General features: G+C 37.1%; 13 protein-coding genes and 3 pseudogenes. 8 read left to right on the plus strand and 8 right to left on the minus strand.

All coding sequences use genetic code 11. From position 1 onward, the window contains the following. The first annotated feature begins 191 nt into the window (after nucleotides 1-191). Nucleotides 192-2754: pseudogene (locus tag ACLKMH_RS02185) on the plus strand (penicillin-binding protein 1A). A gap of 66 nt (nucleotides 2755-2820) precedes the next feature. Here ACLKMH_RS02185 and ACLKMH_RS02190 read toward each other — a convergent pair. Both ACLKMH_RS02190 and ACLKMH_RS02195 read right to left on the minus strand, forming a co-directional pair. Then, nucleotides 2821-4224, minus strand: a complete 1404-nt coding sequence (locus tag ACLKMH_RS02190; protein WP_413700697.1) for an ATP-binding protein — start codon at nucleotides 4222-4224, stop codon at nucleotides 2821-2823. 24 nt (nucleotides 4225-4248) lie between these two features. Further along, nucleotides 4249-4959, minus strand: coding sequence for a response regulator (locus ACLKMH_RS02195; protein WP_413700698.1), 711 nt, complete (start codon nucleotides 4957-4959; stop codon nucleotides 4249-4251). Nucleotides 4960-5211: 252 nt separating this feature from the next. Between ACLKMH_RS02195 and ACLKMH_RS02200 the strand changes: the two genes are divergently transcribed. Further along, a complete protein-coding gene (locus tag ACLKMH_RS02200) occupies nucleotides 5212-5754 on the plus strand; it encodes a Spy/CpxP family protein refolding chaperone (protein WP_413700699.1) in 543 nt (180 codons plus the stop codon). On the opposite strand, the gene yrfG is transcribed toward ACLKMH_RS02200, so the two are convergent. Next, the gene (yrfG, locus tag ACLKMH_RS02205) at nucleotides 5747-6397 is read right to left on the minus strand and encodes a GMP/IMP nucleotidase (RefSeq protein ID WP_413700700.1); all 651 of its coding nucleotides are present in this window, start codon (nucleotides 6395-6397) and stop codon (nucleotides 5747-5749) included. The genes ACLKMH_RS02200 and yrfG overlap by 8 nt on opposite strands. A 114-nt stretch (nucleotides 6398-6511) precedes the next feature. Here yrfG and nudE point away from each other — a divergent pair. Next, nucleotides 6512-7052 (plus strand): annotated as a pseudogene (nudE, locus tag ACLKMH_RS02210) (ADP compounds hydrolase NudE). A gap of 17 nt (nucleotides 7053-7069) precedes the next feature. Here the strand turns inward: nudE and sthA are convergent. Beyond that, nucleotides 7070-8499, minus strand: a pseudogene (gene sthA / locus ACLKMH_RS02215) (Si-specific NAD(P)(+) transhydrogenase). A 185-nt stretch (nucleotides 8500-8684) separates the two neighbouring features. On the opposite strand from sthA, the gene ACLKMH_RS02220 reads away from it, so the two are divergent. From ACLKMH_RS02220 to ACLKMH_RS02240, 5 genes are all read left to right on the plus strand, one after another. Continuing rightward, entirely contained in the window at nucleotides 8685-9044 is a 360-nt protein-coding gene (locus tag ACLKMH_RS02220; RefSeq protein ID WP_413700701.1) for a DUF1422 family protein, read from the plus strand. Between the two features lie 238 nt (nucleotides 9045-9282). Next, on the plus strand, nucleotides 9283-9741 hold the full coding sequence (locus ACLKMH_RS02225; RefSeq protein WP_413700702.1) for a methylglyoxal synthase: 459 nt from the start codon (nucleotides 9283-9285) through the stop codon (nucleotides 9739-9741). Beyond that, the gene (locus ACLKMH_RS02230) at nucleotides 9742-10596 is read left to right on the plus strand and encodes an MOSC domain-containing protein (RefSeq protein WP_413700703.1); all 855 of its coding nucleotides are present in this window, start codon (nucleotides 9742-9744) and stop codon (nucleotides 10594-10596) included. Then, complete coding sequence (locus tag ACLKMH_RS02235; protein WP_413700704.1) at nucleotides 10556-10843, plus strand: 2Fe-2S iron-sulfur cluster-binding protein; 288 nt, start codon at nucleotides 10556-10558, stop codon at nucleotides 10841-10843. The genes ACLKMH_RS02230 and ACLKMH_RS02235 overlap by 41 nt, the downstream gene beginning before the upstream one ends. Before the next feature lie 18 nt (nucleotides 10844-10861). Continuing rightward, a complete protein-coding gene (locus ACLKMH_RS02240) occupies nucleotides 10862-11515 on the plus strand; it encodes a hypothetical protein (RefSeq protein ID WP_413700705.1) in 654 nt (217 codons plus the stop codon). Between the two features lie 111 nt (nucleotides 11516-11626). Here the strand turns inward: ACLKMH_RS02240 and ACLKMH_RS02245 are convergent, their stop codons facing one another. The 4 genes from ACLKMH_RS02245 to ACLKMH_RS02260 all read right to left on the minus strand — a co-directional run bounded on the left by ACLKMH_RS02245 (nucleotide 11627) and on the right by ACLKMH_RS02260 (nucleotide 14869). Beyond that, on the minus strand, nucleotides 11627-13882 hold the full coding sequence (locus tag ACLKMH_RS02245) for a DEAD/DEAH box helicase (protein WP_413700706.1): 2256 nt from the start codon (nucleotides 13880-13882) through the stop codon (nucleotides 11627-11629). 49 nt (nucleotides 13883-13931) lie between these two features. After that, the gene (locus ACLKMH_RS02250; protein ID WP_413700707.1) at nucleotides 13932-14150 is read right to left on the minus strand and encodes a hypothetical protein; all 219 of its coding nucleotides are present in this window, start codon (nucleotides 14148-14150) and stop codon (nucleotides 13932-13934) included. After that, complete coding sequence (locus tag ACLKMH_RS02255; protein ID WP_413700708.1) at nucleotides 14140-14409, minus strand: hypothetical protein; 270 nt, start codon at nucleotides 14407-14409, stop codon at nucleotides 14140-14142. The genes ACLKMH_RS02250 and ACLKMH_RS02255 overlap by 11 nt, the downstream gene beginning before the upstream one ends. 85 nt (nucleotides 14410-14494) lie before the next feature. Further along, nucleotides 14495-14869, minus strand: a complete 375-nt coding sequence (locus ACLKMH_RS02260; protein WP_413700709.1) for an SWIM zinc finger family protein — start codon at nucleotides 14867-14869, stop codon at nucleotides 14495-14497. Between the last annotated feature and the right edge of the window lie 83 nt (nucleotides 14870-14952).

Below are 14952 nucleotides of genomic sequence, written 5' to 3' on the forward strand. Positions count from 1 at the left end.
TTATTGGTTAATTCACTTTATATCTCTAACAAACACAGCGCAATTAAAACACTTAATAATAAGATGAAAACTGATAACTTCCAAGGTGATAAGTCACACTTCCCTCTTTATATCCTCAATTATCACTATATACTATTAAAACAGAATCAGTTTATCAGTTAGTTATCAAAATTTGCAAAGGTAAATATAAAATGAATAGATGGATTAAGCGATTTTTTATTGCATCAGTGCTCATTGCACTATTAGGTTTCGGTGTAATAATTGGAATTTATTACCATCTAAAATCAGATTTACCAGACGTTGCCACCATTCAAGACATTAAACTACAAGTTCCGATGAAAGTCTTTAGTATTGATGGAGAATTGTTATCTCAGTACGGAGAAAAACGACGTATACCATTGAAACGTAATGAAGTTCCCGAACAGTTAGTACATGCATTCTTAGCCACTGAAGATAGTCGTTATTACCAACATTTAGGTATTGACCCTATTGGTATAGTACGTCTCTGCCATAGTATATGCCACATCTGGTCAAGCTAAACAGGGTGCAAGTACAATCACCCAACAAGTCGCTCGAAATTTCTTTTTAACGCGTGAGAAAACTTTTATACGTAAAATTAAAGAAATATTCATTGCGATCCAAATTGAGCAATTATTAACCAAAGATGAAATTTTAATGCTCTACCTTAATAAAATTTCATTAGGGCATAGATCATTTGGTGTTGGTCTTCTTTGCACAAGTCTATTATGGCAAATCTGTTGATCAATTAACCTTACCTGAAATGGCTGTTATTGCTGGTTTACCTAAAGCACCCTCTACGAATAATCCAATATATTCGCCTTCTAACGCTAAAGCCAGACGAAATGTTGTATTAATGCGTATGTTAGATGAGAAATATATTACTCAAGCTGAATATGATGAAGCTAAAAACAGCCCTATAACAGGCAAATACCACGGTGCAGAGATTACATTATCTGCTCATTATGTTGCAGATCTCGCGCATAAAAAATTATTAGAAATGTATGGTGCAGAGGAGGCTCATAATAACGGTTATAATGTTTACACTACTATTAATAAAACATCTCAACAGGCGGCTAATCAAGCAGTCATCAATAACTTGCATAATTATGATATGCGCCATGGTTACCGAGGCGCAACGGGCATGTATTGGGAAGCCCCTGCTGAAAACTGGTCAGTTGAAGATATTTTAAAAAAATTAAAACAAGAGCCAAGTTTTGCAGACCTACAACCCGCTGTTGTTACCAAGGTTGAGAACCAATCAATCACTGTAATAACTAAAAATGGACAAGGTGTGGAGGAGCAAATAGACTGGGATGGCCTAAAATGGGCAAGACCCTACATAAGTGATACTAGACAAGGTAAAGCACCTAAAGTTGCTAGTGATATTGCAACGGTGGGAGAACTTATTTGGGTACGTAAAAAAAATGATGTATTGGAGTTATCCCAATACCCAGATGCTAGTCGTTGCATTTGTATCACTTAATCCACAGGACGGTGCGATTACCTCCCTAGTTGGTGGCTTTAGTTTTGTACAAAGTAAATTTAACCGCGCAACACAAGCTGAACGACAAGTCGGCTCAAATATTAAACCTTTTATCTACTCTGCGACCATTGACAATGGTTATACCTTAGCAACATTAGTTAATGATGCTCCTATTAATCAATGGACCGGTAGTGTCAGCTTGGCGACCAAAAAATTCACCTGCTATTTATGATGGTCCGATCCGCTTACGACGTGCGCTAGGACAATCTAAAAACGTTGTTTCTGTGCGCTTAGTACAGGATATAGGTGTTACAAAAGTAGTTGATCAACTTGGTAAATATGGCTTCGATAAAGAAAAAATACCTAAAAATAATTCGATTGCTCTGGGTTCTGCATCGCTTTCACCTCTTAAAGTGGTAACTGGGTATGCCATGATAGTAAATGGAGGTTATCAAATAGAACCTTACATTATCGAGCGAATTGAAGACGCCTATGGCACAGTTATTTATCAAGCGACACCTAAAATTATCTGTTTAGGTTGTAATGCTTTATACAAACAACAGGCATTAGAAGGTGACATCATAGACGGCCTACCACAATCCGATGATCCTATGTGTGCGATCGCTCCTGTGAGTAAAGAACAAATTGCACAATCAGTTATTTCTCCGGAGACAGCGTTTTTAACCAGAGAATTACTTTATAGCGCAATATGGGGTGGTGGTAGTTGGAAACATAAAACAGGGTGGAATGGAACAGGTTGGCGAGCGGCTAGAGCACTTCAACGTCATGATATTGGAGGAAAAACTGGTACTACCAATGATTCCAAAGATGCTTGGTTTTCTGGTTATGTTGGTGATGTTGTCGCAACTTCATGGGTTGGGTTCGATAATTTCAACCGTGATTTAGGGCGAGCAAGTGTTAATTCTAACCTAGGTAAGGATCAGGTTTCAGGTGGTGAATTTGGAGCAAGAACCGCTTTACCAGCTTGGATTGAGTTTATGGAGCAAACCGCCTTATCAAAACCAGTAGCGAAGAAGATGAGACCAAAAAGTATTTCTAGTGCGCGCATAGATACAACAACCGGATTGCTAACTCGCAAGACCGACCATACAACCTTATTTGAATACTTTAAAAGTGGCACAGTACCAACGGAATATGTCGAGCCAACAGATAGATACCAAGACAATCCTTTTAATGGCGGAAGCAATACAGGTAACTCCACAAGTAGCCAGGATAACGAACTATTTTAATTGAAGGTTATCAGTTTATAAAAAGTAAAAAGAGCAACATTTTTTGCCCTTTTTACTTTTAAAGCTCTAAGTCGTAGGTAAAGTAATTTCCACTTTTAAGCCACCTGTTTTCAAGTTGCTAAAAGAAATTCGTCCCGCATGTGCTTGTATAATACTGTGGCTAATCGCTAACCCCAGACCAACACTAGAATCCTGTGTATCTCGAGCCTTATCTAAACGTACAAATGGTTTGATAACCTCTTCAAAGAGCGACTCCTCAATACCAGATCCAGTATCACTGATTGATAAGATCAAATTACCCACATGTTTCCTCATTGCCACAGTGATATGCACTTCTCCCTGCTCATCTTTACCATAGGCAATACTATTATTAATCAGATTTTCAATAACCCGACGAAAAGCCGTAGGCCATAACCGAAAAATAAGTTTTTCAGCACTTTTTAACTGGATATCAATACCACGGTCTCGGTACTCATCACATATTGTGCTCATAAGACTTACTAACTCCAAATCTTGCTTATTTTCTTTTTGAGCATCATCTTTAGCAAAATCCAATGTCGCTTTGAGCATTTTTTCCATTTGATTAACCGTTTCTAACATACGCGACTTATCTTCACTTGCTTCAATAAACTCAAGGCGCAATCGTAAACTCGTAATCGGTGTTCTTAAATCATGAGAAATAGTCGCTAGCATCTTGTCGCGATCATCAATAAAGTCTGACAGGTTTGTTTGCATTTGATTAAATGCTGAAATCGCAGGCAATACCTCGCTAGGCCCAACTTCGGGAATATTATTAAAATATCTCTCATTGCCGACTTTTTTGGCGACAATCGCTAGGATTTCAATTGGCTTTAACGCACGTTTTACCGTCCAAGCCATCGTACTTAAAATCAAAATAGTAGAAATAATGATCAATAAAACCGTCTGCAAGGGTAAGTTATCTGCCTGTTCATCAATCGCAGAGCTAAAATTTAACCAGCTATGATCAGCTAACTGTATTGACCCCGTTAGTTTAACGTTATAACGAGTACGCTTAATACGATCGTATTTTTCTTGTTTTTTACTGTTATCAGTCTCTTCTTGAAGGCGATCTTGTTTTTCCTGCTGACGACGAATATCTCGCTCTTTATAATTATGCTTTAAACTTGAAGCAACAACACGAATGTCTTTAAATTGCGCATCAGGGATAAAACCTTTCAGTTTTAAAGTTAAAGGCGATTCAACAGCGCTTTCAATAACAGGTTTAGCACCAAGTGATAAATAAAAACCTCTGCCTTGGCTGGCACTAATAATATCATTATGCAAATTACTTGGTGTATCTCCTAAAATAGCAATTAAAGAACTGACACGTTCAAAAGTGCTATCACTAGAAACAAAATCAAGCGCACGTTGCCGATCATCAGAATACAGTTGAATGCAAACCGACAAGATAAGTAATACACCAAGTAACATGATCAAGCTTATTTGCATCACTAAGCTTTTAGGTAATATTTTTTAAGCATGATTTACCTCACAGGTGAATTGATACCCACCACCCCAAATTGTTTTTAATAACTCTGGATTTTTAGGATCAACTTCCAATTTCTTACGTAAACGACTGATTAATGTGTCAATCGCTCTATCATAAACGCCACCATCTCTGCCTTTACTTAAATCTAACAATTGGTCACGGCTTAATACTCGCTGAGGATGATCAATAAAAACACGTAACAAATCAAACTCCGCACTACTTAATACAACAACCACACCAGCTTTATCAGTTAGCTCACGTTTGTTTACATCTATCGCCCATTGAGCAAAATAATACTTATTAACTGAGTCAACAGGGGAGCTTAGATTGTTCACTCGACGTAAAACAGCTTTCACCCTTGCTAATAATTCTCTTGGGTTAAAGGGTTTAGCAAGATAATCATCTGCCCCCATTTCAAGACCAATTATCTTATCCATTTCATCTCCCATTGCGGTAAGCATAATAATAGGCAGATTTGAAGAAGCGCGTAGATCCCTACATAAGGTTAAACCATCTTCACCTGGCAACATTAAATCTAAAACAATTAGATCAATTTTTGCTTGCTTTAAGCATTGCTTCATCTCTTTACCATCTTTAGCAACGGTCACACGATAACTATGTTGTACAAAAAAACGCTGTAATAATTCACGAATTTCATGGTGATCATCAACAATAAGTAAGTGAGGCTGAGACATTTTAATTCCTTAGAGAGTCATTTAATTAATATCTGTTACCGAAGAAGCCTCCAAAACCAGCATCTTTATTGGCAACAATGATAGATTACGTTATTTAAAAATTTAGTTGTGCCAAAATGTGTCAGAAGCGCCACCTGTCACAAAGTATTACAACCTTCTTTATTTTAGACAAATTCCTGACAAAAACAGATGTTTAAATAGCACCATACAAAACACAACCCACTAACTATTTAAATATATACGGAGTTAATTATGAATAATAAACACATTAGCGCAATCATTCTGGCAACAACCCTTTCTTTTGGCGCATCTTCCTTTGCCATGGCAGAAGGTCAACAGGGGATGAAAAATGGTCAAACAGCAGACCAAACAACTTGTGATGTAAAGTCAGGAGAAATGAAAAAAGGAAAACATCACGGTCATAAATACGGCAAAAAAGATCATGGTAAAAAACAAGGCAAACAAAGCCGTGGAAATAAACAAGACATGGGATTTGCTAAGTTAGATTTAACAGATACACAAAAACAAGCAATGCGTGACATCATGAAGACAGCAAAAGAGGCAAACAAAGCATCACAAACTGCACATCGTGACGCAATGAATGCATTAATGACCAATGAAACATTTGATGCCGAGCAAGCAACTAAGTTAATCAGTGAACAAAGAGTACAAAAATCTGAACAACGTCTTGCTATGATGAAAGCTAAACATGATATGTACCAACTATTAACAGATGATCAAAAAGCAAAACATGACGAATTAAAAACACAACGTCAAAACCGTTCGTCTAATTAAATAACTCAGAAAAATTTCTGATTGTTTTAAAAGCCTGCATATTTTGTGCAGGCTTTTCACTATCTGGCGTCGCAATGCCACGTAAAAAACCAACCCCTGCATTTTCAGCAACCTGCAATATTTTTTCACTGTCATCAATAAATAAGCAACGTGAAAGGTCAAGCTGTAAATCATTCTTAACAGTCGACCAAAAATGCAAGCTTTCCTTAGCGACTTGGTAATCATGGCTAGAAATGATTTTCCTAAAATAAGGGGATAACTCAGTTTGTTGCATTTTTAACCTAACCCCACTGCGATGGGCATTAGTTAAAATATAAGTGGGAATATTTTTTTGATTGAGCTTATCTAAAAACCACAATGTATCATTGCGCAGTTGAATTTTATGTTTAGTCTTATGTTGCAGAGCATGAATATCTAAACCAAGCGTGTCACTCCAGTAGTCGTAACAATACCAATTTAAGCTACCAGAAACTTTATCGCATTGTGCATAAACATGATGCTTAGCTTGCTCAATAGATAAATCATGCTTCAGCGCATATTGTTGAGGAACAAATTGTAACCAAAAGTGGTTGTCGTAATGTAAATCAAGCAGTGTGCCATCCATATCTAATAAAACCGCATCCACTTCAAAATCAATAAACATATCTTTCCTATTTCTCAATGATCAACTTAGATCTTAAATGATAACGAGTATGAATTGCCATCCCCTACATGTTACTTGTAAGATACTAGGATATCTATTTATGGAGAGCGATTGATGAAAGAATTACCTAAAATACTAAAACGAACTTTAATCGCAAGCAGTCGTTTTTTTAACATTGAAGAGGTGAAGCTTAAATTTAGCAACGGAGAATTACGCGACTTTGAACGCTTACAAGGTTCAAATCAAGGCGCCGTATTGATCGTTCCCTTTTACGATAAAGACACATTATTATTAATTCGTGAGTATGGTGCTGGCACCCACAGATATGATCTTGGATTTCCAAAAGGCTTGATAGACAAAGGCGAAGTACCTCAAGATGCTGACGAACCGAGAATTAAAAGAAGAAGTTGGTTTTGGAGCTCAACGCTTACAAAAACTGAAAACCGTCACTATGGCACCAAGTTACATGAGTAGTGAAATGCACTTATTTATGGCCTTTGATCTTTATCCAGAACAATTAGAAGGCGATGAGCCAGAGCCATTAGAAGTGATAAAATGGCCTATAGCAAAGATAGATGAATTGCTTGCTCGTGAAGACTTTCAGGAAGCACGTAATGTAAGTGCTTTATTATTAGCCATTAAAGCTCTAGCTTAAATGGCTAATAAACTATCCTAAAATAATCTATTTAAACCATTTAGAGCGACCACACGATAAGCTTCAGCCATGGTTGGATAATTGAATGTTGTATTGACAAAATATTCAATAGTATTACCCTTCCCTTCCTGCTCCATCACAGCTTGACCAATGTGAATAATTTCAGTCGCGCGCTCACCAAAACAGTGAATACCTAATATTTCTTTGGTTTCTCTGTGGAATAGGATTTTTAAACTACCCACATCAGAGCCTAATATCTGTGAGCGAGCAAGATCTTTAAACTGTGCTCGTCCAACTTCATAAGGAACCTTTTGTTGCGTTAGCATTTGCTCTGTTTTACCCACAGAGCTAATTTCAGGGATGGTATAAATACCCGTAGGAATATCTTTTATCAGCTTCTTGCGACCTTCTTTATCAAGAATTGCATAGGCGACAATTCGACCTTGGTCGTAAGCGACACTTGCTAAACTCGGGTAACCAATAACATCACCTATAGCATATATGTTTTCGGTAGTTGTTTGATATTGTTCATTGATTGCTAATTGGCCACGACTATCAGCTTTTAATTCCACCGCTTGTAAATTTAGCTTGTCAGTATTACCGGTTCGTCCATTGGCAAATAACAGGCAATCAGCTCGCATTTTTTTACCCGATTTGAAATGTAAAACAACACCATTAGCAGTACTTTCAACTTTTTCATATTCTTCATCATGGCGTAAAATAATGCCTGAATTTCTAAAATGATATGAAATCGCGTCTGACATTTCCGCATCTAAAAAGGACAAGAGACGATCACGGGTATTGATTAAATCCGTTTTAACACCTAAACCTCTAAAAATTGAAGCGTATTCTGAGCCAATAACACCTGCACCATAAATGGCAATATGTTTAGGCTGGTAATCTAAAGAAAGAATAGTATCGCTGTCGTAAATATTTGAAGCTGTAAAATCAATATCAGCAGGGTGATATGGTCGAGAACCAGTAGCAATAATAATATCTTTAGCAGTTATTTTATCAATCGTGCCATCTTTGTTTTGTACTGCAACAGTATGTTTATCAATAAAGCTAGCTTTACCAAAAATAAGGTCGCAATTATTACGATTATAAAAACTACTACGCATATTAACTTGCTTGCTAATCACTTGTTCAGTGTGGCGTAACACATCAGCGAAGGTAAATGATGCTTTTTGAGGATAATTATTAACAAAAAGTGCGTTATTTTTTAGTTCAATTAATTGGCTAACACTATGACGCAATGCTTTAGAGGTATTGGTTCCCCAATGCGTACAACCACCACCAATGTCTTTATATTTTTCAATTACTGCAACTGACAAGCCCCCTTGGCTAGTTTCATTCTTGCGCCTTCTCCTCCAGGGCCAGTGCCAATAACAATGGCATCATAATCATAGTTTGGAACCGTGGTATTACTATTTTTAGATTTGGACATGAGCAACCTTTCAAGAAGTAAATAAAGACAATGATTTATTTTAACAATTTATCGACATTTGTCACACATCATAGTAACAAATCGTGAGCAGTACGGCTGATAAAAATTTAACGATCAAAAAAAGAAGAAAAAAACTGACCTTCATGCTATTTTTAAGTATATATTTTATTTTACAGGGTTTCAGTATGAGCAAAAATTCGATATCACTTAAATGGATTGTCTACACCTTTATTATTGGTTTGTCACTTAATGCTTGCCTATCAATATTTACTATTTCACAAATTACATTCTCAATATTTCCCTTCCTGACACTTTGTTTTTCTGTCAATCATTTTTATGGTTTCTATATAAACGAAGCAGAAAATGAAGCAAGCGTTCGTCCTGCTTGGGTAACCTTTTTTATGGGAATATTCACTTACTCAGCGTTCACGGGTGCTTTGTACCCAGAGTTAGGTTCAAACTTTATCTCTATTTCGCTCACCTTAATTTTAGGAATTTGGGTAATGTATAAATGGATGTTTGGAGATAAGCATTATTCAGCTTAAAAACTAAACATAAATCCTAATTATTTCAGAAGAGCTGATAATCACTCTTCTGAACCATTCTTTATCAACGCGACTCTGCTAAACCTTTTACCTCCATCCTAATATTTCAAACAATAATTCAATAGATTAAAGTGCTAACTAAGCAACATTTAACATAAAAACCTCATAAAAACATTTCGGTTTATCACTATATTGGCTTAATCTATAACCTTACTTTATTAAGCAATCAGGATAGAAGATGAATTACACCACTCGAGAGTTAAAAAAGCATAAACGTATTGCATTAGTTGCACATGATCATATGAAAGAAGAGTTACTGAAATGGTCTAAAGAGCGCCTAGAATCACTTAAATTACATCATCTATATGCTACAGGTACAACCGGCTCAATGTTATCTAAAGAGCTTTCTTTGCCAATTACCTGCCTGTTTTCAGGGCCAATGGGTGGCGATCAACAGCTTGGAGCAAAAATTTCTGAAGGTGAAATAGACGTTTTAATCTTCTTTTGGGACCCAATGAATGCGACACCGCATGATCCTGATGTTAAAGCGCTTTTACGTCTAGGCGCAGTATGGAATATTCCTGTCGCTACAAATATCTCTACGGCAGATTTTATTATGGATTCACTACATATAAACGGCACTTACCACACACGTATTCCTGACTACCAACGTTATTTAGCAGAACGAGTGAAATAAATGCAAACCTTAACAGACATTTATATTTATCCCATAAAGTCGGTTAAAGCCATTAGCCAACCAGCGACATTAGTCGAGGAAAAAGGGCTGAGTTTTGACCGAAGATATATGTTAGTTGATCTCGATGGAAAATTTATAACTGGCCGAACACACCCTCAACTAACTCAAATAGAGGTGCAATTTTCACAGAAAAAGTTACATCTGAGCGCACCTAAAATGGTGCCATTAGTTGTCGATCCAGAAAACTTTTCGACACAGACTCTAACTTCGCAAATATGGTCAGATGAAGTCAATGCAGTTCATTGTCATGAGGATTATGACGCCTGGTTTTCTACGTACTTACAAACACCTTGCCAGTTAGTTTTCTTTGCTGAAAATACTCAACGATGCGTTAAAAACCGTGCGACACAAGTTTCTTTTGCCGATGGTTATCCTTTGTTATTAATTAATCAAACCTCTGTGGATTTACTTAACAATAAACTAGAGACGCCTGTTTCTGCACTTCACTTCCGGCCTAATATCGTCATAAGAGGAGAGGCTCCTTTTATTGAGGATGGTTGGGATCGCATTAAAATTGGTGAGGTTGAATTCGAAATGAGTAAACCTTGCTCCCGTTGCATCTTTACTAACGTCGATCCTAAAACTGGTATTGCAGAGAAAAATGAGCCCTTGGGCACACTCGCTAAATTTCGTTACCACCAAGGTGATATAGACTTTGGACAAAACCTCATCGCACTCAATAGTGGCATGATCCGTTGTGGTGATGTAATACAAGTTCTATCCAGAAAAGATCCTGTTGTATATCAGTCACAGGGTGACGAACCAGCAAGAAAACAAACAATCCTTACAGATTAACTATCAAAACTCAGAAATTACCGTGACAGGAGATAATCAGCAACTACTATTAGATCAAGCTGAAAAAGCGGGTGTCGCTATTCCTTACTCATGCCGAGGTGGAAAGTGTGGTCGCTGTAAAGTTCAACTCACCGAGGGAGAGGTAAGCATACTCAACAATGAGGCACTAACCGATGAAGAGAAAGAACAGGGTTATATACTTGCCTGTAGCACAATCCCCCTTTCGGACATTACACTTAAGCATTGATAAATAAGGTTTAATGGAATGGATAAACATGATACGAAGATACCTGAAAATGATACAGATAAACTCATAGAAGTACTTGGTTTAACTAATAATATCCATGAAGCTGGTTATATTTTACCTGATGGGCGACTGTTACACCTTGAAAGAAGTAATTGTTTTAAGCGTAAAAATCATCTCGATGTATTAAAATTATTACCTAGTTTTATTGGTCAGGAACACTCTATTATTGATACCGATATGATTTCCTTTATGGCTAAGGAGCAATTAGTTCGCTTCTGTATCGATGGAAAAATCCATACCGCGGTTAAACCAACAGCCATTCAATTACGCAAAATATATACAACACTTGCCTATCGCTCCAATCCATTTGAAATAATAGTCTCTAATCCCGCTGGTATGACACTTGCTCAACATACCGTATCAGGTCCTACCATGGGAGCCTTGGTTAATATTTTTAATACCTACGATGTAAAAGTTCACGATGATTTTTCCACTGATGAATTTCATTTAGAAGAAGATGATTCACATTATAAATTGATTTTCCGACCTACGATGAGTGCAGTTGGAACATGTAGTAAGAAAAGCAGAATGATTAAAATGGAAGCGGGCTTCAAAGAAGCCACTAACTTTTTTATGGATCTCATAAAGCAAGGGGTTCAAGAGCATTGTTAAGTATATTTTAGACGATTACTCCTGTACGGAGTAATCGTCTAATAAGTCATATCGGGCCTGTTGATCTTATAATGTTTGCTTTTTCCATATAAAGAATCAGCAACCGTTGCCCTAATAACGTTCAAATAGTTTTAATAACGCGTCACTACTCTCTGGTGCAAATTTATCCTCCTGATCTGCACCATAAACACTATCAGCTAATTGCTGTTTACGCGCTTGTAATGCTAACACACGCTCTTCTACTGTTTCCTCACAGATCAACTTATATACAAAAACAGGTTTATCTTGACCGATACGGTAGGCGCGATCCGTTGCTTGATTTTCTACAGCAGGGTTCCACCAAGGATCATAATGAATAACTGTATCAGCGACGGTTAAGTTCAGACCAACACCACCTGCTTTTAAGGAAATCAAGAAGACAGGAACTTCGCCGGCTTGGAATTTATCAATTATTTCCGTTCGATTACGTGTTTGCCCTGTTAATTTAACAAAGTTAATACCTTTATCTTCGAGCTCTTCAGCGATTAACCCTAACATAGTGGCAAACTGAGAGAAGATTAAGATACGTCTACCCTCTTCAATCATTTCTGGAACAATATCCATTAAAAAGTCTAGTTTAGCGGAGCCTTGAATGCCCTTTGCATGCTCTAGTTTCACCAAACGAGGATCACAACATGCTTGGCGTAATTTAAGCAAAGCATCTAAAAATTCGATACGACTACGCGCCATTCCTTTCTCTTTCAACAGGTCTCGTACCTTTGCTTCCATTGTGATACGAATGCTTTCATATAAAGTGCGCTGATCATTAGGTAACACCACTTTATGAATGATTTCCGTTTTAGCAGGTAATTCTTTTGCCACTTCATCCTTTGTTCGACGCAGTAAAAAGGGACGTGTTTTTTGAATCAACCAATCTTGTACCTGATGGTTACCCTCCCCTTCAATTCCTTTACGATAAAAACGGTTAAAAGTAGTATGTGTACCTAAGAAACCTGGCATTAAAAAGTCAAATAGTGACCACAATTCACCAAGGTGGTTTTCCATTGGCGTACCCGTTAAACATAAACGTTGTTTAGCATTTAACTGTTTAATGCTCTTAGTCATTTTTGCCAAAGGATTTTTAATAGTTTGTGCTTCATCTAAAATCAAATCAGAGAATTGAAGAGGCTCTAATTGCTTAAAGTCACGTCCAACAAGCGGGTAAGTTGTAATCACCAAATCATAATGAGTGATTTTAGCAAAATGTTGATGGCGATCTGATCCATGTAAAACCAACACTTTCAAATCTGCAGTGAACTTATTAGCTTCATTCACCCAGTTACCAACTAATGAAGTCGGACAAATAACGATTGCAGGATCGGTTAATTGCTGATGTTGTTTTTTATACAACAGATAAGCAAGCGTCTGAATGGTTTTACCTAAACCCATATCATCGGCAAGCACACCCGAGAAACCATATTCATTTAAAAACACTAACCAATTTAAACCTGACAACTGATAATCACGTAACGTTGCATCTAAACCTTTCGGTATCTCTACATCTTCAATGCCACTAAAATTGGTCAGCTTTTCTGCCAGCGCTTTAATATGCTCGCCACCAACCCATTTGTTAATTTCAGGTAATTGCGCAAGCAGTGCGACTTGGCTTTGAGGTAGTTTGATGTTGTCATTATTAACCTCTCCAAGCTCTTGTAAAATAGACAAGATAGGTTGAATCGAACTACGTTTTACACGTAGAGGACGTCCATTGGCCTGCGCTAAAAGAATATCAAAGTTATTTTGTTGCCAATCATCATTGCTACGTAACCACTCCAATAATAAAGGTAATAACTCAATTCTATTGCCTTCAACTTCAACCGACACACCTAAATCAAACCAATTAGTCTGTTCTGTTACGGCGATATTAATACTGTCGACTTTCTCACTTTCTAAAATTAGGTCTTTATCGATATTAAATTGCCAACCTAACACCTCTAAGCGAGCTTTATGTGCAGTTAAAAATGATAGCCATTGGAACTGCTGTGTACCACCTAACTCTGGTGGTAAAATACCAAGTAAGCTGGTTGTTTTTGGTTGTTTATTATCATAGGTAGCAAGATCTAATAGACATAGTTGATCAAACTCTTTAAGTGCAAAGGATTCTGCATCAATATCACGTTTTATCGTAACGATTTCATTACCTAACATAAACTGATCACGCTCAGGCTCATCAAGCACACAGGGGTCTAAACGCAACTCACCATAAAAGAAGGATAACGAGGCAATAAACAACGTATTTCCCTTCACTAATTTACTGGTTAGTCGAAATTCTACTTTTAATGATTCGTCTAACTCTCGAGTTTGATAATCAATTGGGTTTGGTAACACAGTCTGTGGAAAACGTAACGAAACCTGCTCAGTAAAGTGCTGACATTGCTCAGCGACTAAAGGCTGACGTTTGAATTAAAGATAAAATCCAGTCTCTATCAAATTCGCTGTCAATTAGCCCAATAAAACCACTATCAGTATCGATATAATATGGTGTTGGAGTGGGAATCAATAACCAGTTTTTGCTATTTTGCAAAGAAACCTGCAGTTGTTTTAGTTTATCTTGATCACTCCACTCAAGGGCTAATGTTTTAGGCTCAGAAGCCACTATAGGTAGAGTAAGTTCTCGCCAAAAACAGCGCCCCGTTGCGAGAATCTCTTCGCAATGCTAGTAAATCATGCTCTGTATGAATGGTGGTTTTTGTTAACTTATTAACACGGCCTTCTTTGGCTAATAATAACTGCAGAATACTAATATCTTCTGGTTTTACCCATTTATAACTTTCCATCCAAGTTTCATTACCTACCACAGAAATCAGATCTTTTTCTGCAAAGACACTAATATTTTCACTCTTTAAGAAACGCACTGAACCATATTCAACTTGAATATATTGTAAGGCATGGTTATAGGCGGTTTTGATAAATGATAAGCGGAAATAACCTTGATACGCACTAGTAACTGAAACGGGTTGTTTTTTCTAATTGAGTTTGTAGTATTTCGTACCAAGTCTGATAGCTATTCTCAATATTATAATTAGGTGTATCTGCTTGATAAGCGAGTAATAATGCTACAGCATGTTTGCAATTCCAGCCAACAGGGCAAGAACAAGTGCTGTGAATAATAAAACCACCTTTATTGGAAGGTTTAATCGTTGCGCTAGTTTGATAAGGCGTTTCTGAGTCGCCTTTAACACTACCACTCAGTTTATTTTGTTGTTCATCGAATTCGCAGGATAGTACTCGGCTTTCTTTAAAATAACGGGTACCACGGTCAATAATATTACGACCAAAACTAGTAGAAATGTCTTGCTGAGTGATCTTAGGCATCTAGTTAACCAACTGTAAAAATGGATCATCAATGATAGAGATATCTGACCTATAAAGAAAGTACTAATGCGTTATTTATTAGC

The organism is Psychromonas sp. KJ10-10, assembly GCF_047323245.1.
Taxonomy (GTDB): Bacteria; Pseudomonadota; Gammaproteobacteria; order Enterobacterales; family Psychromonadaceae; genus Psychromonas.